General features: G+C 59.1%; 14 protein-coding genes and 2 pseudogenes. 13 read left to right on the top strand and 3 right to left on the bottom strand.

Translation table 11 applies throughout. The features are described from left to right. The first annotated feature begins 53 nt into the window (after positions 1-53). Positions 54-1736, top strand: a complete 1683-nt coding sequence (locus AC5RUQ_RS17795; RefSeq protein ID WP_493948653.1) for a choline dehydrogenase — start codon at positions 54-56, stop codon at positions 1734-1736. A 67-nt stretch (positions 1737-1803) separates the two neighbouring features. Here the strand turns inward: AC5RUQ_RS17795 and AC5RUQ_RS17790 are convergent. After that, positions 1804-2428, bottom strand: a pseudogene (locus AC5RUQ_RS17790) (glucosidase family protein); the annotation flags it as partial. Positions 2429-2934: 506 nt separating this feature from the next. Here AC5RUQ_RS17790 and AC5RUQ_RS17785 point away from each other — a divergent pair. From AC5RUQ_RS17785 to AC5RUQ_RS17760, 6 genes and pseudogenes are all read left to right on the top strand, one after another. Then, entirely contained in the window at positions 2935-3147 is a 213-nt protein-coding gene (locus AC5RUQ_RS17785; protein ID WP_493948652.1) for a hypothetical protein, read from the top strand. Positions 3148-3284: 137 nt separating this feature from the next. Next, entirely contained in the window at positions 3285-3683 is a 399-nt protein-coding gene (locus tag AC5RUQ_RS17780; RefSeq protein ID WP_493948651.1) for a DUF4913 domain-containing protein, read from the top strand. A 737-nt stretch (positions 3684-4420) separates the two neighbouring features. Next, positions 4421-4578, top strand: a pseudogene (locus tag AC5RUQ_RS17775) (IS256 family transposase); the annotation flags it as partial. A 490-nt stretch (positions 4579-5068) separates the two neighbouring features. Beyond that, positions 5069-6052 carry a glycine betaine ABC transporter substrate-binding protein gene (locus tag AC5RUQ_RS17770; RefSeq protein ID WP_493948650.1) on the top strand — a complete coding sequence of 328 codons (984 nt, stop codon included), beginning with the start codon at positions 5069-5071 and terminating at the stop codon, positions 6050-6052. Between the two features lie 135 nt (positions 6053-6187). Continuing rightward, the gene (locus AC5RUQ_RS17765; protein WP_493948649.1) at positions 6188-8218 is read left to right on the top strand and encodes an ABC transporter permease; all 2031 of its coding nucleotides are present in this window, start codon (positions 6188-6190) and stop codon (positions 8216-8218) included. After that, positions 8166-9416: a quaternary amine ABC transporter ATP-binding protein gene (locus tag AC5RUQ_RS17760; RefSeq protein WP_493948647.1), complete on the top strand. Its 1251-nt coding sequence runs from the start codon at positions 8166-8168 to the stop codon at positions 9414-9416. Before AC5RUQ_RS17765 ends, AC5RUQ_RS17760 begins: the two co-directional genes overlap by 53 nt. A gap of 515 nt (positions 9417-9931) precedes the next feature. Here the strand turns inward: AC5RUQ_RS17760 and AC5RUQ_RS17755 are convergent. Both AC5RUQ_RS17755 and AC5RUQ_RS17750 read right to left on the bottom strand, forming a co-directional pair. Beyond that, the gene (locus tag AC5RUQ_RS17755) at positions 9932-11695 is read right to left on the bottom strand and encodes a glycoside hydrolase family 3 protein (RefSeq protein WP_493948646.1); all 1764 of its coding nucleotides are present in this window, start codon (positions 11693-11695) and stop codon (positions 9932-9934) included. 85 nt (positions 11696-11780) lie between these two features. Beyond that, on the bottom strand, positions 11781-13043 hold the full coding sequence (locus tag AC5RUQ_RS17750; protein ID WP_493948644.1) for an MFS transporter: 1263 nt from the start codon (positions 13041-13043) through the stop codon (positions 11781-11783). A gap of 126 nt (positions 13044-13169) precedes the next feature. Here AC5RUQ_RS17750 and AC5RUQ_RS17745 point away from each other — a divergent pair, with 126 nt between their 5' ends. The 6 genes from AC5RUQ_RS17745 (at position 13170) to AC5RUQ_RS17720 (ending at position 20073) form a co-directional block, all read left to right on the top strand. Continuing rightward, positions 13170-14252 carry a LacI family DNA-binding transcriptional regulator gene (locus AC5RUQ_RS17745; protein WP_493948643.1) on the top strand — a complete coding sequence of 361 codons (1083 nt, stop codon included), beginning with the start codon at positions 13170-13172 and terminating at the stop codon, positions 14250-14252. 373 nt (positions 14253-14625) lie between these two features. Beyond that, positions 14626-16068 (top strand): APC family permease, encoded by a 1443-nt coding sequence (locus AC5RUQ_RS17740; RefSeq protein ID WP_493948642.1) that lies wholly within the window; start codon positions 14626-14628, stop codon positions 16066-16068. Positions 16069-17111: 1043 nt separating this feature from the next. Continuing rightward, positions 17112-17888, top strand: coding sequence for an amino acid ABC transporter ATP-binding protein (locus AC5RUQ_RS17735; protein ID WP_307097765.1), 777 nt, complete (start codon positions 17112-17114; stop codon positions 17886-17888). Further along, a complete protein-coding gene (locus AC5RUQ_RS17730) occupies positions 17885-18538 on the top strand; it encodes an amino acid ABC transporter permease (protein WP_493948641.1) in 654 nt (217 codons plus the stop codon). Before AC5RUQ_RS17735 ends, AC5RUQ_RS17730 begins: the two co-directional genes overlap by 4 nt. Further along, positions 18535-19191: an amino acid ABC transporter permease gene (locus AC5RUQ_RS17725; RefSeq protein ID WP_493948640.1), complete on the top strand. Its 657-nt coding sequence runs from the start codon at positions 18535-18537 to the stop codon at positions 19189-19191. The genes AC5RUQ_RS17730 and AC5RUQ_RS17725 overlap by 4 nt, the downstream gene beginning before the upstream one ends. Positions 19192-19224: 33 nt before the next feature. Next, a complete protein-coding gene (locus AC5RUQ_RS17720; protein WP_493948639.1) occupies positions 19225-20073 on the top strand; it encodes a substrate-binding periplasmic protein in 849 nt (282 codons plus the stop codon). The last annotated feature ends 21 nt before the right edge of the window (positions 20074-20094 follow it).

The following is a 20094-nucleotide window of genomic DNA, read 5'->3' as shown; positions in this document are numbered from 1 at the left end:
TTGGTCGGGCGACTCGATCGATGAACGCCCATCTACCAAGTGAGGACAACGGGATGAAGCTTGACGGTTACGACTACATCATTGTTGGGGGAGGATCGGCTGGTTGCGTGCTCGCGAACCGGCTGAGCGAAGATCCGGGAAACCAGGTATTAGTCCTTGAAGCCGGGCACAGGTACTCCTCATGGGACGTTCCCGTGCGAGTGCCCGCAGCATTCCTCTTCCTCATGGGCCATCCCTTTTATGATTGGCGCACGAAGTCGGAGCCGGAGGCAGGACTTCGTGGTCGTCGAATTGACCACTATCACGGCAGGGTCATGGGTGGATGCAGCTCAATCAACGGGATGTTTTATCAGCGCGCCAACCCACTCGTCTACGAGCGTTGGGCTCAAGAGACCGGAACCGAAGAATGGGATTACGCTCACGTTCTTCCGTACTTCAAGCGGATCGAGACGTTCAAGGGGTCTGATCCAACCGGTTCGTACCGAGGTCGATCGGGACCTATCCCAGTTAACCAGCATCACCACAACGGAAAGCGAAACCCATTGTTTGGTGCGCTCTTCGAAGCGGCCAAGCAATCGGGCTACGAGCTCGTTAACAACGTGAACGGCTATCGTCAGGAGGGATTCTCGTCGTTCGATTCAAACATCGAGAACGGTGAACGCTACAACGCTGCGCGCACCTACTTTGACCCGGTGAAGAAGCGGAAGAACCTCCACGTCATCACCGGCGCTCGAGCAACACGGGTGGTCTTCGAGGGAACACGCGCAGTCGGCGTCGAGTTTGCTACCCGGCGTCGCAGTCGAACCATCGCAAGAGGCACGGAAGTAATTCTGAGCGGCGGTGCGTACAACTCGCCACAACTGCTGCAACTCTCGGGCGTTGGTAACGCCGCTGAGCTACGGCAGCACGGCATCGACGTCGTCGCCGATCTGCCTGGCGTCGGCGAGAACCTGCAGGATCACCTGGAAGCGTTCATCAACTACAAGTGCAAGCAGCCCGTCTCTAACCAGAGCATCGTCAAAAAGTACACCTATCCGATGACTGGTCTGAAGTGGCTGTTCAATAGGACCGGGCCGGGCGCGTCCAATCACTTCGAAGGCGGCGGCTTCATCCGCTCGTTCGATGACGCCCCCATGCCGAACCTCATGCTCACAATGCTCACGCTGGGCGTGCGAAACGACGGCACACCTGCTCCGGCCCCTCACGCATATCAAATCAATCTCGGTCCGCAGCAACCACAGTCGAAGGGGCACATTAAATTGCGGAACAGCGATCCGTTCGAACAACCAGTTGCGACGTTCAATTATCTCTCCACGGAGCGTGATCGCCAGGAATGGATTGACGGTGTTCGCGCTACTCGGGCCCTCATGGATCAGCCCGCGTTCGCATCATTCAACGGCGGCGAGCTCTCGCCCGGCCCCGACGTGCAGACGGATGAGGAGATCCTTGATTGGGTGTCTCGGGATGCCGAAACGACCTACCATCCGTGCGGAACCTGCAAGATGGGCAACGACGACCAGTCCGTCGTTGATCCCCACAGCTTCCGGGTACACGGAGTTGAAGGCCTTCGAGTTGTTGATGCCTCCGTGATGCCGTCTATCCCGAACGCGAACATTTACGCCCCCGTCATGATGATCGCCGAAAAAGCCGCCGACGTCATCCTCAACAACGATCCGCTTCCCCCTGAATATGTCGATTTCTACCGGCATGCTGCATCGGAAGGTCTCAGCCTCTAACACGAGAGTTCGACCGGCTGAGCGCCTATGAGCGTCCAGGCCGTCTGCCTCTTCGCCACGCTCGGCTTGGACCCGAGCCGAGCGTGGCTTGACTAATGTCGTTGTCCAGGTAGGAGTCCTTCCACCCTTGGTTGGTGAGGCTCTGATCGTTGAGACGCTCGTATTCGACAACTCCGTCGGCGTCCTGTCCCCGTAGTTCCAGATCCAATCCAGTGCTCTGTCGGCACGGGGGAGCAGTGCAGCGATGGTGTCCCTGGCAGAGCCCCAGCGGCTCACGATCGTAAGGTGGACACCAAGAGCGGTGTGGTGTCGACGCTGCCGTGGTAGGCGGACCTGCAGCCCAGCGCAAGCCCGGTTGAGACGCCGAACCTGACCTCGTGCAGGATCTTGCCCGGCTCCTCCTAGCTCTCGGGGTCGGCCACGCTGCTTTGACGGTCAGCTAGAGTCTGCAAGATGGCAAGCACCAAAGAGGGATCCACCGCCGACGCCATTTTCGAGGCCCAAAGGGAGTCCCGGCCGAAGAGCGTCATGAACCATGGCACAGAGGCCGCCACTACGATCCGCTCCGGATGGCAGGGTCCTCAATCCGGAGGGCCCCGAGGTCACTCAACTGCGTCGAAGGGCCGCTCGAAGGAGCGGTCGGCCATGTGCAGCTTCGGCATCTTCGTCACGCATTCCTGGCGCCGCCGGTCCCGCTCTAATGGCTTTGATTGTGGGCCTGTTTGTTTTAGGTATCGTAATGGCCGTCGTTTATCGCAAAGCGAAGCCAGAAACGTACAGTAGCATCGGCCGACAGTGACGGAGTCTTGGATGACGTAGCCCTTAGCCAAAGGTGCGACCGGGGGAGTTAATCTTCTGCCGCATGACACTTCTTGCGCTGCTTCTCACCGCCCACGCACCCCTTCGCCAAATGCGGTCTGGTCCGGAGTTCTCGCATCCACTTTTACTCCCGTGCTTTGAAGGCCGATAAGGGAACTTCCGTCAAGCTACGGCGGCTATGGGACCACAATGGCGCCGGCAGGGGAGCGGTTCACTCTAGCGTGGCGTGGCGAAGTACTGGCAGGCCGCTCCCGGCTGATCCGTGATTACGGGCAAGGACGGCTTTCGGAATACCGTTGCCCGGCCGCTTGACCAGCTCGGCGGAATCCTCGGCAACATACATCAAAGAACGTGAAGTTAGTGAAACGTATTTGGAATTGTGGCCGAGTTGATCCGCGAGAAGAGAGTGGCGGCGACGCCGGTCACCGTCAGACAGTTGTTGGGGTTGGGCTACGAGGTTGTGGTCGAGAAGGGTGCGGGGGAGTCCGCCTCGTTCCGTGATGAGGATTACGTTGCCGCGGGCGCCCTCGTTGTGGGTGCTGATGAGGCGTGGGGCAGCGACGTGGTCCTGCGGATTAATCCGCCCGTGTAGCGTCGACGCAGACGCGCCTTCGTCCTGCCGCCGGCAGAAAGAACCCTAAGCCGGAGGTGTCAGAGGGCCTATTTCAGACCTCTCCCCGGCCATTGAGCTGGAAGAAGTAAATCCTAAGCCGAAGCTTTTACCCGGACGTGGTCAGCTTCGTCCAGGAACACCTCTCCCCGTCCTACCGGCGCAGCCTCAGCGGAACTAATCGAACATGGTGCCCGTCCTGGTGGAAACACGAAGAAGCCATCAGTCGACCGGAAGCACTATGGAGAGCTTGGAAATTCCTCCGCCTCGACGGATCCACTGCGCATGAGCGTGTGGTGGAGGGACCACGCAGACCACCAAGTAGCCCACGAGCTGGATCAGGAAGGGACACCCATCCGTGGCCTCGGCTGCCGAGGGTCCGTGTCATCATCCTTGGGCGGCTTCCCACCCGTGAGTCAGGCTCTCGCGGACCCACGCCTCCTCCCCACAAGAGAATTCCGCCCGTTGCGCCAACTCCACCGACTCCTCGGCTGACCAGGGTCGAACCTGCAGCTTAAGCTAGCCGCTCTCATGGCGTCTCGTCGGCGGGACGCCAGGTAGCGGCTTTACCGTCGTAAGCCGGAAAGACGTGTCCTTCCGAGAACGGCTGGACCACTTGCGGTTCCCCTTCCGGGCTCCAGAGCCCGGTGGCAGGGCAATGGGAGCCGGTGGCTCCGGAGCGGCCAGCATGCTTCAAAAGCAGTGTGATGCGCTTCATCGTTGAACCTCATCTTGTGTGTTGCAGAACAAACGTATGGGACAAGATTACGAAGCGCTCGAACTGTGACCAATGGGCACAAGAACAATACCTCAGCGACTAACAATGCACACGGACAGGGGCTGTCAGGAAAACTAAGCCCGAGTCCAGGTACCCGCGAAGCTGGCCTCTCACCGCGATCTGGGTGCTGCTCATTGTTGCCTCCGTTGCTCTGATTGCTATGGGGCTGTGGCAGACCACTTCCGCTACAGCGCTGATGGAGGGGACCCCGGAACGCATTCCCGCCCAGACCTGCCCAGCGCTCTGCGACATCTCGAATGCACACCCACGACCTGTTCGAACCCTACGTCCAAATGCGGGCCGCCAAGAGCGCCAATGCCCCCAGAGGCCAGAAGACCTGGGAATCCAGCCCGGTTCCCCGGTCGCGCGCCGGATCCGCGTCCTGCCACGGGACTGTCTGAATAACGGTGTGTGAGGGTCCGGCCTGACCCGAAAGGGGACGGCCGTGTCGGAATCCACGACCGAGATGACAGGGTGATGATCGATCCTGTGACGGGAGAGATCATCGATCAGAAGGAGCTTGCGGAGCGTTGCTCACGCAGGCCAAGGAGCAGGGCGTGAGCCAGGTAGGCCCGGGCGGGCTGCTGAACCAGTTCACGAGGAATGTGCTGGAGACCGCGCTGGAAGCGGAACTGTTGCCACGAGCACCCGATGCGGATTTTGTTCCGCATTGCTCTGAACATGAATCAAACTTCCTACGAACAGGTCCCATCCGGTTCTTGGGAGGTTTACGAAGCTCTGGCCAGAATCTTGGCGGCTGAATAAGAGCGAACCATTGCTCTACGTCTATGACCCTGACGGCGACAGTCCAGAGCAGCGGTCGCTTTGGTCGAAGAGAGGGAGCCATGGTCTTGTCAAAAGGTTCTACGTCGGCGTTACGGGGGACGTGCGTTTTCTGCTACACGCTCACCTATTTGGGACAGCTATCCATGCTCAACGCCGAACCCTCCGTTTCGTGACCCCCACAAATAGTCGCCGAATCACTGGAATTTTCCCAGTGTCGTGACGCACATCATAGTTCTTCACTAGTGGTGAGACAGGTGACTTCCCAGATCGCCTTCCAATACCGAAAGTCTAGGAGGCAACATGACCAAGATATCTTTTTGGGCAGATAAGCGATGGCCAATGGCCGTCGTCGCCGGGCTGTGCACGATTGGCCTTGTAAGCGGCTGCACCCCACAAGAGGCAGCAGGCCCCGGCTCGGAAGCGGTGGATTCCGCAATTGCTTCCGCGCTGAAGGAAGAAGGCAAAGTTCAGTTCACCACCGTAGGAGACCTGGAACAGGACATCCAGGCAAACCTGATGGTCTCCGTGGTCAACGAACTGGGGGGTCAGGCTGAAGTACTCCAGGGTGCCGTGACCGAAACCATGGCAGCTGCCTCCAAGGGGCAGCCCATTGTCGGAATGGCGTACTGGAAATGGCAGACACCCGAACTGTGGGACAAGTATGCCGGCGAAGGGGGCGTCGTGGAGGTCGGCACCACCGATTACCCGGGGGAAGAAGGATGGTACGTCCCGACCTACGTCATTAAGGGAGACGAAAAGCGAGGCATCGCACCCGCATGCCCTGGGTTGCCGAATTGGGAAGCTCTGAACGACTGTGCTTCCGCCTTTGCGACCGCGAAGACGGGCACTAAAGGCCAGTTCATGTCAGGCGCGGAGTCCTGGGCGTTTGCCTACGGTGATCCGCAGCGCATCGAGAACCTCAAGCTCAACTACGAAATGGTGTTCGCCGGTTCAGAAGCTGCCTTGTACGCAGATCTCACACGAGCGTATGAACAGGGCAAGCCGTGGCTCGGTTTGATGTGGCGCCCGAACTACATGACGCAGAAGTACGACCTTACCCGCGTTGAGTTCCCCGAACACACCAAAGAATGCTGGGGCACGACGTACGCGTGCCAGTGGCCCGAAACTGTCATCTATCAGTGGGCTTCTTCCGTGGTCGAGAAGGACCACCCAACGCTTTGGCAGATCCTCAAAAACTACGATCTGAACAACGATCAGCTGCAGGAACTGCAGGCAAAAGTGATCGATGACGGCCTGTCACCCCAAGAGGCCGTCAAGGAATGGATGAAAGACAACCGCGACGTTTGGACCAGCTGGGCGTGAAGTGCAACCGAGAACTGAGCGTGCGCCCGCAAAGGCAGCTTGGGGCGATGAGTTACCGGATAAATCGGTGGACTGTTCACGCGGCCCTGACTACACAATTCAGCCAAGAGCGTGCTAATTACGAGAAAGGAGGCCATGGTGGCGATCCGGATTAGTCCTGCTAGGGGCAGCAGTCTTCTTTCGAACTACGGTCTTGTTGCCCTGGTGGGTATTGCTGCAGTCGCCGCCGTGGTCTGGGGACCTAAGAGCTTCCCTGAAGCCCTGCGTCTACCGGTAGGGAATGCCTTCGAAACAGGATTCTCTTCTTTTGCAGAGAGTGCCCCCTGGGCCTACAAGCCATTCGCGGCTGTCTTGGAGCAAACGTTCGAGGGCCTTCTTACCATACTGAGTTCTATATCGCCGGTTATCCTCGCTTCAGGAGTAGTGCTCGCGGTTGCCCACTTTCGGGGGCTTAAGCTCGCGGGACTTACCGCGCTCCTGTTCGCATGGGTTGTCCTCGGTGGGTTCTGGGACTACACAGTAGAGACGATAGCGTTCATGCTTGTTGCTGTTTCAGCCGCATTTGTGTTGGGCATTCTCGTCGGTCTTATAGGATCGTTGGGTCCTCGAACCAGCGCGATGGTGCGGTTGCTGCTCGATGCCATGCAGGCGTTCCCGGCATTCGCTTATCTTGTTCCTGTCGTCTTCCTCTTCGGTATGGGCAATGCCGCAGCGCTGGTAGTGACGGTAATCTGGGCGCTGCCACCGCTTGCCAGGATGACAAGCGTTGGGCTTCGCAACGTCTCGCCTGAGGTGCTCGAAGCGGCAACGTCACTTGGTACGACCCGGCGTCAACTCTTGTTCGGCGTGAAGTTACCGATGGCTGAACCCAGTATCCGGGCGGGCAGCAACCAGATGATCATGTACGCAATTGCCATGGCTACCATGGCAGCCATGGTTGGCGCCGCAGGTCTCGGGGCTCCGATCTGGAGCGGGCTGAACCGTCTCGCATTCGGTGACGCCCTGCAAGCCGGCGTTGCATTGGTGCTGGTCGCGGTTATCATTGATCGCGCTACCGCTCCCCGTGAGGCTGGGCGGAGCTTCAAATCACACCGCGATGGATCCTCAAGCTGGCTCCAACGGTTTCTCGGGTTCTTCCGCGCCCCGTACGGTTCGGCTCACGTCTGCCTGGCGCTGTTTCTGCTGACCGTACTTGCTTCCCAGGTTCTTCGCGGTCGGTGGCAGTACTTCTCGGATCCTCCCTGGGGAGTGCCACTACGACTTCGAGAACCGGTGGAGGTAGCTGTCCTCTGGGCAACTACCACCTGGGGGCCATTTCTGGACTCAGTCAGCGGGATGATCCAAACTTACGGCCTTAATCTGCTCGGTAGTTTCTTTGCCGCAACTCCGTGGGCACTTGTTGTCGGGATCACTGCGGCACTTGGCATACTGACCGTTGGTAGAATTCAAGGCCTGGTTCTAGGGCTTGGCGTCGCATTCATCGGTTGCCTCGGTATGTGGGAAGCGACGGTACTGACCATGACAGTGGTCACCGTGGCATTGGTCCTCGTGATACTGATCGGGTTCCCCCTTGGTGTTCTGATGGCTATGAACGATACGGCAGCGGCAATCATCCGGCCTGTGCTGGATATTATGCAGACTCTGCCGATTTATCTGCTGGTTATCCCCGCTGTCATGCTCCTCGGAGTAGGCGAAGTAGCTGCAGTGCTTGCCACCTTCATCGCTGCAGTTCCCCCAATGATCAGGTTTACCAACGCGGGCCTTCGGGGAGCCGACCACGAGGTGATCGAGGCAGCGCAGATTTTCGGGGCTAGGCCGGGACAAATCCTCCGCCAGATCCGTATTCCAATGGGACTGCAGACGATGATGGTCGGTCTCAACCAGGCCTTGCTCTTGGCTCTTGCGATGGCAGTCGTCAGTGCCATGATCGGGGCACCTGGTCTCGGCGCCAACATCCTGACGTCAGTTAACCGCGCCTTGTTGGGTACCGGGATGGAGGCGGGTCTTGCAATGTTCCTGCTGGGCGTGGTTCTGGACCGTCTCTTCAACGGATGCGCACAATTCATCGCATCCGCTCAGCATGCATCAATGACCAAAGTAGCTAGGAAGCCAAATGACGAAACAAGTTCTGTCCCCGCAAGCAGGGCGACTGCACCTTCGCACTGAGCAGACACGCATCCCTGAAAGCGATCCTTCCACCGCCGGCTCCACTATTGAAGTGGATGATCTTTGGAAGATCTATGGTCCGAATCCCAAACGTGCGCTGCAGGAATACCGCGACGGCGCCACCTACGTTCCGGGTCACATGACAGCGGTACGCGGCGTTTCATTCCAGGTCCGTCCTTGCGAGACGTTCGTTGTGATGGGGCTTTCGGGCAGCGGAAAATCGACGCTTATCCGCTGTCTCACCAGACTCATTGAGCCGACGGCAGGCCGGGTCGACATCGACGGCAGCCATGTGCTGACATTGTCGGATTCGCAGCTGTCGGAGCAGCGGAGGCGCGATTGGGCCATGGTATTCCAGCACTTCGGGTTGCTCCCTCATCGCCGAGTGCTTCAGAACGTCGCGTATGGGCTGGAAATCTCTGGAGTTCCACGCCGGGAACGGGAAGAACGGGCGCACCGAATGGTCGAGCTAGTCGGACTTTCCGGCACAGAAAGTAAGTACCCCAGTGAGCTCAGCGGCGGTATGCGTCAGCGTGTGGGCCTTGCGCGCGCTCTTGTACAAAACCCTCGGCTTCTGCTGCTGGACGAGCCATTCAGCGCACTTGATCCGCTAATCCGTGCCGACCTGCAGGACGAACTAGTGCGGCTTGCTCGTGGCGGCAGCCAGACTTCGGTATTCATTACGCATGATCTGACCGAGGCTCTAAAGGTAGGTGATCGCATCGCCATCATGCGTGACGGTGTTCTAGTCCAGGTAGGGACACCGGAGGAAATCGTATTGAACCCTGCCGATGACTATGTCCGGCGCTTTGCTGTGGAGGCTCCGCGCGCCAAGGTCGTTCGTGCTGCGACCATCGCGCAAGCTCTCCCTGAGCTGCCCGCCGAATTGCCCGTTGAGGCTGCCCTTACCGCCCTCGCCCAGAATGGAGGCGGCTCAGCACTGGTCCGTCCCGATGCGCGTGCACCTTTCGTCATTACGGCGCAGGACCTCCTCAAATTGGACGGCTCAAGCCGAACTTTGAGTTCCTTGCAGCTCCGAACTTCCACCGTGACCGGCGACGAGCTTCTGGCAGGTGTTATGCAAAAACTCATCGACACTGGGCGCCCTGTGCTCGTCGAATCGCCTTCAGGTGGCTTCCTCGGAGCCATCGATGATTCCCTGGCTGTGCGAGCACTTTCGGTTCAAAGCTCCTCGTAGCCTACGTTGGCAGTCACTTTCCAGAGCACATGCCCAATTCAGAGTATCGCCCTTATCTCTGATTCAGTTCGCTCACGCCACGGATGAACGCGCCCTTCACACCCGTTCTTACAGCACGGGTGTGAAAGGCGCGCTCGTGGTGCTGGCCATGGCCGATGACCTGATGTTGAGGCGCTTGGGGCATAAGCAGAAGGCAGACGGCCGAAAAAATCCAGGGCGCATAGATTGGCGCGGTTCCGTGGACCGTGGGGGAGGGGCTGTGGCGTCAAGATCAGCATCTTTTAGCCCATGCCCCCAATGCGACACGGCAAGTGCTAATACGGCCTCAATAATCACCTAGCCGCATTGGCTGCCGAACTCTGGCAAAGCTTTGCGTTGAACGGTTGTCAGATACTGCAAAGCAAAGCGTCCCAGCGAGGTACGGTTACAGGCGCAGGGGTTGGTTGCTTGATCAGGCCAACTTGTGCCGCTTGCTGCTCCCCAATTGGTACCGGACCTTCCTTCTCCTAGCTCAATCAGAGCTTGACGTGTGTAAGCGAATTAACCGTGCGTTTACTGCGCTTGAGGCCGAATCCCGCGCGGAATCGGGGAGACGCCGTGTCGAATGGGACGTCCTCACGCGAAGCCTCGACAGCTTCCATGGACGAGGGGATGTCAAAAGGCAGTTGTCCGGTAATTGGCGTACGGTCACAGAATGCATCGAGCACGACTCGATCACTCGCCCCAAATTCGGCTATAACGGTTGCCCCGAGGTCAATCAACGGGCCCACGATCGCGGGACGCTCGAGGAACACCGAGATATACAGCGGGGCTTGTGCCGCGTAAGCGGCCAAGCGGTCGAGGGTTTCTGGAGGAAACGCGAGAGTGCCCCCGTGGAAGTACTCGCCGATGACAGACCCCCGCCCCTTCTCGAATGGTGCTTCCAGGCGAACCACGATGGCGTCGGCAGCTGCCGGGTCAGTCACGGTTTCAAACCCGTCCACGTCCTCCATGCCTTCGACGAACAGTCGGGCGTCCTCGAGGATTGGTGCCGCGCCGTCAGAGAGAAGGACGAGGGACGCCTGCTGCGCTGCCACGCCCTTTTCGGAGTAGCTCGGCGAACCGCATAGCTTCCGTGCTTGGTCGACCTCCACCCGCCGGTTCTCGAACAAGCCGAGACGGAACTTCTCGCGCAGCAGGCGGCGTGCGGACTCATCAATGCGTGACTCGGGAACTGCGCCGCTGTTGACGAGCTCCTCGATAAGCGCGGGGTTGCGGTCGCCGCCGAACTGGTCGACGCCGACGTCGATGGCAATGCGGGCCCGTTCTACCGGGGTGAGGTGCTCAAGGCCCCACCCGTTCGGACCGAACGTCAAATTACCGAATTGTTCGCTTTCCAGCAGGTTCCAGTCCGTCACCACAATGCCATTGAAAGCCAGATGACGCCGGAGGATATCGCGGACGACGGGAGCGTTGAATGCGAAACCAACTTCCTCCCAGTCAGTGCCGACAGGCTTGCCGTAGTAGGTCATCACCTGTGTAGCTCCGGCCGCGAACGCCCGCTCGAACGGGCGGATATGGAGCGCCTGCATCCCGCCCGGGTAGACCTGTTCGGGGTATCGCGGATCGTGCGCATCATCACCGTTCATCTGCGGTCCGCCGCCCGGGAAGTGTTTGACGACGGCCGCTACGGCCTCGGGGCCGAGATCGCTACTGCCGCGAAGCCCCTCGATGAACGCCACCGTGAGCTCCGCAACCCTTTGTGGGTCCTCGCCGAAGGTTCCAAAACCGCGGGACCAACGCGGTTCACTAAAAATGTCAGCCATGGGGCCGAGATAGACGCGAATGCCCATCGCCAGGAACTCCTGGCGAATGACGTCCCCGTACTCCCTGGCGGCGTCCACTCCACTGATCGCGGCAATGCCGGTCGTTTCGGGCCAGCGGGACAGGCTGTCAAGGGCCTGTCCCGTGAAAGGATTGCTTCGGAACCCATGCCGAGGGTCTGAAGAAAGCGTAACGGGGATGCCCAGTCGCGTGCTTTCCGTGAGTTCCTGCAGAGTATTGTGCCATTCCGCGACTGCGGCGCTGTCCTCCCCACCGAGGACATTGAAGTGCGTGATGCCACGCTCGACGACGTTGCGTTCAGCAGCGGACATCGCCTGGGTATGAGTGAAGGCGCCCCCGCCTGGCTCTGTCGACGGGTGGAACATGAGCGCAGCCTTTTCGGCGACAGTCATACGGCCCAGGAGGTCATCAACACGGCGCTCAATGGGCAGGGAGGGGTCAAGATAGTCGTTCACAAGGTTCCTTCGATGGGGGTGGGGTGGGTAATTCGGTTGTCGCCGTCAAGCTGAACGCCCGAAGAGGGCGGAAACGAGGAAGGCGTCAGCGCGTGGAACGGATCCCGAGGAGCGGGATTGCTCCGAGAAGCGTGAGCGCGGCGCCGAAGAGGACAAGCGCTACGTAGTTCGCGGTCCCGCCTCCGATGCTGAGCAGCGCAGGAGCGACAAACGGCACTACCGAGAACGGCAGGGTGAGTGCGATGTTGACCACGCCAAGGTTGCGTGCCGATGCGAGTTTGTCGCGCATTGTGGCGATGCCGAACGCAATGTATGTGCCCATCATGATGCCCGCCGAGACGCCGGTAACAAAGGTTACGCCGACGAAAAATTGACCGACTGTCGTGGAGGTAGCGATGACGATCATTCCCGCCACACCCGATATGGCACTCATCACGAGGAGTGGCTTCCGGCGACCGAGTCGGTCGCCAACCCAGCCGGCAATTGGTCCGATCACGAAGGCAACTACACCGGGGATGACATAAGCCATCGTAATGGCGTTGGCCAGTTCGGTTTCCGGCGTGCCGATCTGGTCCTGTAGGAGATACACGGTGTAGGTCGAGACCACGCCGAACCCGCACGATAGGAGGAATAAGGCCAGGAGGAGCCAGGAAAAATCGGGTTCCTGCCGGGGGCTGATGAAGAACGATCCGAAGAATTCTTTAGCACCGAAGGGCGGGAGTGGCTCCGCGGCCGGGGCGTCGTCTTTGAATACGGCAAGCAGCGCGCCGGCGAAGACGAGGGCCAGGGCAACGGGAAGGCCGATCTGCGCCAGGATACTGGTCGGGAACGCCTGAATGAAGAACACGCCGATGACCATGGACGCCGATGCGGCAGCACCGGAAAGTGAACCGACTAAGCCTTGCTGGGAGTCCGGGACCCGGTCGGCCACGATGGCGAGCGTGGCGGCGATCGCCGCGTTGACGAACGCTTGCATGAGCACCCAGCCGATCAGGAGCATCGGGAAAGTGTTGGAAAAGGCGATTACGGCGGCGCCGAGGCTGGTTCCAATAAGCCCGACGACGATCCATGGGCGGCGACGCCCGAACCGGCTGCGTGTACGGTCACTCAGCCGCCCGAAGAATGGGTTCGCTAGCACTGCGGTGAGGGTGCCCACGCCCGCCGCAATCGAATAGCTCGTTGTCTTCCCCTCGGGGTCAATCTCAGAGATCCGCAGCGCCAGAGTCACGGAGGCTGGGAGGTTGATGGCCATCCAAATGCCGAACATGGCAAGCGCGTATACCGCGATGAAAAGGGGCCCGACCTTTGCCCGGGGGCTGCTGACCGTGGCCGCTGTGGATATCGACATGGGATTCCTCGTCGTTGAGTACTGAAAGTTGATGTAGCCGACCGGTAACGTTTCCGGTGACGTTTCCGATAAAGTTAGACCACCCCATTTGGTTTGGTCAAGACCTCAATCCCTGGAGGAACGACGATGGCGCAAAAAGTGACCTTGGCTGATGTGTCCCGGGAGGCCGGTGTAGGCATCGCAACGGTGTCCCGGGCAATGGGGGACCACAAAGACGTGAGTCCCGCCACGCGGGACCGCATCCGGGCAGTCGCCCGCCAGCTTGGCTATCGCCCCTCGGCGGCAGCGCGCGCGCTTCGACGGGGTGGGTTCCATGTGATCAGCGTGATTGTTCCCGACAACGCCTGGGGCTGGTGGGAACCTGTCGTCCGCAGCGCCTTCGAAACGGCGTCGGCAGCTGGCTACCAGGTGCTGGTCCACCCTGTAGCGGGAGTCGACGGCGGGCTTGCTGCAGTCATCGAAGGGCTGTCCAACGTTCCGACCGAGGGGGTCATCGTTATTAGCGCTCCGGACCAGAAAGTTGTTCGAGAAGCCTGTGATCGCATTGGTATTCCCGGCATCGCCATCGACGACTCCAGCCATGACATTCATTTCCCGTCGATATCGGCTGCCAACTACTCGGGCGCCGCAGACGTTACCCGGCACCTCCTTTCGCTGGGAAGATCCCGCATCGCATTCCTTCGTACGCCAGCGGGAAAAACCCGCTCGACACCTGATGGGGAGCTCTTTATCCGGGAGCGCGAGCAGGCTTACCGTGATGTTCAGGCCGAGGCGGGCATCCCGATTGACAAAAAACTCATCGTTGAAACCGTCTACGACGAGACCGCCAGCGGTTGTCCCGAACTCGGTCAACTGCTCGAAACCAACCAGAGCATTGATGCACTTTTCTGCGCCTTTGACGGGCTTGCCGCACCAGCCATGCGCGAACTGGCGGCCCGAGGACTCCGTGTTCCCGAGGACGTCGCAGTCGTCGGCTTCGACGACGAGCGAGCCGCCTTGCTCGTCAGTCCCCAACTGAGCACCGTGAGGCAACCCTATGCCGAAATGGGCAGGGCATCTGTCGAACTACTCCTGCAATCACTCGCTGGTGAAAGACCAGAACTCAAGCGCTACGAGTTCGCTACGCAGCTCATCGAACGTGCATCCACTCGATCGCAGCCCCTCTCCGACAGCAAAACGTTTCCCCAGGAGATAACCGGGCGCCGATAGGAAGAATTCGCACCGGCCAGGCGCACGTATGGGTAGCCGGCCCCTGATGAGGGAGCTCTCACGCAGCTTGTCGCCCTATGACGGAGAAGCATGGTTGGAGCAATAGCCCCTTTGTGTGTCACGGGCATAATGCTGGGCCTCACCCGGGGGGCAGCGCGGCGTCCCGCCCTAGTCCGGCGTTGAGGACGGTGCTGTCCCGCTGTCTCAATAGCTTGTGGAGTTCACGGGCGGTGGGGCGTTACATCGTAAAAGCGCCTATGTGACCATCGCCACAAAGTGCATAACTTGGCAGGGTGTGGATCAAGAAGGCCTTGTTGGAGCCAGCTTGCCGACCCACACGAATCAACTGACCTCCACCAGATAGGACGACCTCATGGCCACAATTACGAAAGAGGCTGGGAACGTTCAGGCGGACCTCAAGGGCAATCTTGGCCTATTTCATCTGTTCTTCACCGTGATGGCCTGGAATGCTCCGCTCGTGATCGTGTTTGCGGCAATCCCAATCGTTGTGGGATACGGAAACGGCATAGGGGCCGCCGGCGCGTTTATTGTCGCCGGTGTGACAATCGGCTTGTTCGCATTGGGATTTACCCGGATGACAAAGATACTGCCGACGCCCGGGGCTTTCTACGCGTACATCACAGCGGGGTTGGGGAAGAAGCTTGGCCTAGGCTCCGGGCTGCTGACCCTTATCGGCTACTTTGCAGCTTATTCCGGGACATTCGCTTTTGGAGGTGTCGTATCGAATCAGTTGTTCCACGACACCCTCGGACTGCCCGAACTGCCCTGGTATCTTTGGGGGGTCATCCTTTGGTTCGTCGTGGCCATACTCGGTCTCCTGAAGTTCTCACTTTCGGCGACCCTCCTCACCGTGTTCCTCGGGCTTGAGATACTCGTCATCGTCATCTATAACGTTGCGGTGTTTATGCAGGGCGGCGCTACTGGGGTCATCTCTGCAGACCCTCTGATTCCCGCGAACTGGGTCAACGGCTCCGTCGCAATGGCGATGCTGTTCGCTATCGGTATGTTCGGCGGGTTCGAGATCACAGCGCTGTTCCGTTCCGAGGTTCGGAACCCATCTCGGACGGTACCCGTTGCGACCTACATGGTGGTTATTGTTGCAACGGTCATGTATGCGGTCACGTCTTGGGCATTTCTGAACGCGGCCGGAATCAATGACGCTGTTGCGCAGGCCGCCGGTGACCCCACTGGAACAATGCACGCGACCTTCCTGGCCTTCGGCGGGAAGCTACTATCCGATATCTCCTCGGTACTCGTCTTCACGAGCACATTCGCCGTGATTCTAGCGGGGCACAACATCGTCTCCCGTTATCTCTTCAATCTCGGCGCCGATGGCATTCTGCCGAAGCAACTGAGCATGGTCCACGCTAAGCAGGGTTCTCCCTACCGGGCTTCGCTTGCGGCCAGCCTCGCTTGCTTGGTGGTCAATATTGCGGCGGTCTTGGCAAACGTTGATCCGGTGGCGTTTTACGCCGCGATGTTGGGCATGACCAGCCTCGTGCTGATTGTGATCCTCCTAATCTGTGATGGTGCCATCCTCGTCTACCTGCATCGACATGGCCGCGACCAGTTCTCCGTCTTTCCGCGCCTATTTGCTCCCAGCGTGGCGGGTGTGGGACTCGGGATCTGCGCGTACCTCGCCATCACGAATTTCAACGCATTGACCGGTGGATCACAAGCACTATCTACGGCACTTATGGTCTTCCTCGGCGTCGTATTCCTAGGAGGGATCCTGCTTGCCAGTGCGTATAAGCGGACTAAACCGCAGGTTTACGCCCGGATTGGGCGCCAATAGTCCATCCGCGAAGAACCCCCTATTTTCTCGCCTACGACAGCCTCGCCGGGTTCGACTGGATGCCTGCGATAGTACTGGTCATCGTGCGTAGTAGCGATTCTCCCAGGGTTGTATTCGGCCCGCCGTGCCGGCACGAAAAATAAGCTTCCCCGAAGGAGCTGCCACGGCTGTCCTTGACGGGGCGGCGGCTCCCGGAAAAGGCCCGCTGAGCGTTCCTTTTCCGGGAGCCACAAACAGGCGAAGAAACACCAAGACGGCTGGACTTAGGCATGGTGGTGATGTGGGGGAGGGTTGCTAGCGCAGTTCGATGTCCATAGCATGAACTCTTTCGCCGAATGCCGGACCACGAGGATCGGGAAGGTATCCGGCTCAAACTGCCAGCCGCCGTCGTAATGCCAAGGATTTCGCGGGAACCTGGACCTCAGCGCTCTCGGCGCCGCCGGGGCCAGGGGCGTTTCCTGATAACCGGCCAGCCAGCGGACGGGTCGTTTCACCGCCGACTCGCGCCGCTCCACGGGATGGTGTTTCACCTCTTACAACATCGTCGTGGATCGTACGCGGAAGATTAGACGCCGCGACTGCCGTCGAACACGGCCACTCGAACGACGACCGATAACCGGCCGCGGGCAGTACCGACTAAAAACGATGGTCCAGGAGAACCTCACCTTTCACGCATCTGTGCGCTGATCCGCAACTAAACGGGAGACTCTCCAGAGCTGACGCCGTCCGGAAGATTTCGGACTACGCACGGACACTGGAACTATTCCGGATGAACCTTGAGAGCGCAAGGAAAATTCCAATTCTAGGGGTCCGCGTCGCGGCCTACAGTCTTCTGCGACTAGCAAAATGAGCAATCCCATTCAGTAGGTTCCGAAGCAAAGCGGCTTTCGCAGTTATTCCAGTCGCGGGACCCGTGAGCTTTGTGAGCCTACGGTTCGGCTCATCAATACCACTACCGGCACTGGGCAAGGTGAAGGCGAAAGAACTCACCAGGGCCAAGGTTCAGAGAGTAGACATCCGTGACCAAGCAGGTACCCGTAACCATGAGAGATTCGTCCGCGGCGGCCACCGGTCCCGCCATCAAACTCGAGAGTGTTGAGAAACGATTTGGCGACCACGTCGTCCTGAAGCAGGTGTCCCTTACTGTTGATGAGGGTCAGGTGCTTGCCTTGATCGGCCCCAGTGGCGCAGGCAAGAGCACGCTCCTCAGGTGCATCAACTTGCTTGAGCGACCAACGGCAGGAACGATCACGGTCGATGGCGTGACGGTTCGGACTGACCACAAAATCAGCGCCAGGGAGCTAGCGGCGCTGCGCTCCCGTGTCGGCATGGTTTTCCAGTCATTCAACCTCTTTCCTCACATGACGGCCCTTCGCAACATAGCGCTCCCGCAACAGCGGGTGCTTGGGCGAAGTAAAGAAGAGGCAGAGGAACGAGCACACACGTTGCTCAAACGTGTGGGGCTTGCTGATAAAGCCTTACAGTATCCAGGCCGTTGCTCTGGAGGCCAGCAGCAGCGCATCGCAATTGCCCGAGCCCTGGCCCTCGACCCGAAGGTCATGCTCTTCGATGAGCCAACATCGGCCCTCGACCCGGAGCTTGGCCTTGAGGTCCTGAAGGTTATGCGGGAGTTGGCAGACGAGGGTATGACGATGGCTATCGTGACCCACGAGATGCAGTTCGCGCGGGACGTAAGCGATCATTTGGTGGTGATGAGTGACGGAGGCATCACAGAGGAAGGCGATCCCCAGGACATCTTCGCTGCTCCTCAGCAGCAGCGAACGCGGGACTTTCTCCGGGCAGTATTGGACCGTCGATGACGGAGAACGTCTGGTCATTCGTGGCCCAGGGAGTGTTTGCCACGGCCCAACTCACGGTCATTGGCTTTGCCTTGGGAGCCGTATTGGGTCTTCCTTTGGTTGTTATGCGGGCTTCCCTCATAAGTCCCGTCCGCTGGATAGGCAGAGCATTCATTGAGCTGGTTCGGGGTGTCCCCTTGGTTGTCTGGCTTTTTCTCATTTACAACGGCCCGACGCAGTTTGACCCGCGCCTCGGCTCGATCTTCACTTCCGGTGCTTCCGCGATTGCGGCAATCGGGTTGGTATCAGCCGCTCACATGGCTGAAATTTACCGGGGATCGCTAAAAGCTGTCAGCCAATCCCAGTGGGAAGCTGGCGACGCATTGGGAATGCCCCGGATGGACACAGCAACAAAAGTCGTTGGCCCGCAAATGATCAGGGTTGCGGTACCAGCTTCTGCTGCATACGCGGTTGGCCTCATCAAGGACTCATCACTGGCGTCCACCATTGGCGTCTTCGAAATCACCTATTTCGCAAACACCGCAGCCGGCTCGACGAGCTCGGCACTGCCGTTCTTTGTCGCGGGCGCTTACTACATCGCCCTGACGATCCCTTCAGCATGGGCAGCGCGCCGCCTTGATAACCGGCTTCGTAGAAAGGTTGCCCGATGAATGAGATCTGGAGTGACTTCATGACACACCGTCTCGAACTCATTGATGGCCTCAGCATGAGTATCCGTCTGGCACTTTTAACCTTTGCCATAGGGCTTCCCGCCGGGCTCCTGCTGGCGGTCGCGAGTTTCAGCCCGGCCAAGGCAATCCGCATCATCGCTATCCTTTTGGTCGAGATCGGCCGTGGAACGCCCGCCCTGGTAATGCTTCAGCTCGTTTACTACGGGATCCCCGTCACTTTGACAGGATTCCTCTCCGCAGGAATCGCTCTGGCGCTCACAACTGCCGCTTACACCAGCGAAATCATCCGAGGTGGCCTCCAAGCTGTTCCCGAGGCGGAGATCGAAGCTGGTCATGCCCTTGGTCTCAAAAATTTCTATGTCATGCGTGACATTGTGATTCCTCAAGGCCTGCGAATCGCCATCCCGCCCTTGCTGGGCTTCTGCATCATCATGTTCCAGGCCACGTCCCTGGCGTTCACGATAGCCGTCCCAGAACTTCTGGCTCAAGCAAGGTCTATCGCGAATGTCAATTTCCACTACTTCAACGTTTTCGTGATCGCCGGCCTTCTCTATGCCGTAATCACGATCCCGGCAAGCCTTTTGACAGACCGGTTGGAACAGAAGATGTCCCGTCATCTTCAACTGCAATAACCCGCATTCACTGCTAGCCAAGGAGATACACACATGCGTAAAATTACCGCCATTGCAGGGGCCACGCTTCTTGCCGCAACCGCCCTAGCTGGATGTTCCCTGGACTCCAGCAGCTCATCAGCGAAAGCCGACTGCACGCCCGCTCATCAAGATCTATCGACCGTCACCAAGGGCGTACTCTCAGTATCCGCAGCTACCCTGCCGCCATTCACGCAGGTTGACGGCACGAAACTTGCAGGAGCAGAAGGCAAGATCTTGGAAAAGATCGCAGCCATGGAATGCCTGACCCTTGCTGCCCAGCCTCTCGACACTGCCTCGGTCATCTCAGCAGCACAAAACGGACGAGTGGATGTCGCGGCCGGCAACTGGTATTGCACGGCAGAACGCGCCAATGCCATGTCGCTGGCGGGCCCCGCCTACGGTGACCAGATCGGGATCCTCTCCTCCACCGGCGCAAAGACCTTCTCGGAGCTCGAAGGAAAAGCTGTCGGAACAGTAGACGGCTATCATTGGAATGCCGAGTTCAAGGCCCTCTACGGCGCTGGCCTAAAAATTTACCCTAATGCAACGGCAATGATCAGTGATCTCAAGGCCGCGCGTATCGATGTGGCCGTGGATTCCTATGGATCGGCCAAATACTCCAACGCCCAACACGGTGATAAGTGGACCGTCGAGGTCCCTGAACCCGATGACCGGGTAGCTTCGAGCGTAAATCCTGCCCAAGTTTGCTTCCCCGTTCCGAAGGCGAACGCGGCGTTAGCCAAAGCGATAAAGGACGATCTCGAGACGCTTCGTTCCGACGGAAGTCTGGCAGATATTCTGGGGGAAAACGGACTGGACCGTTCAGCCGCAGATGTCCAAGAACTCAAATTGATTAGCTGATCCGCCAAGCTGCGACAAACG

The organism is Arthrobacter sp. MDT2-3 (genome assembly GCF_059090465.1).
Note: the sequence above shows the minus strand (reverse complement) of the source record. Positions and strands in the feature narration are given on the sequence as shown.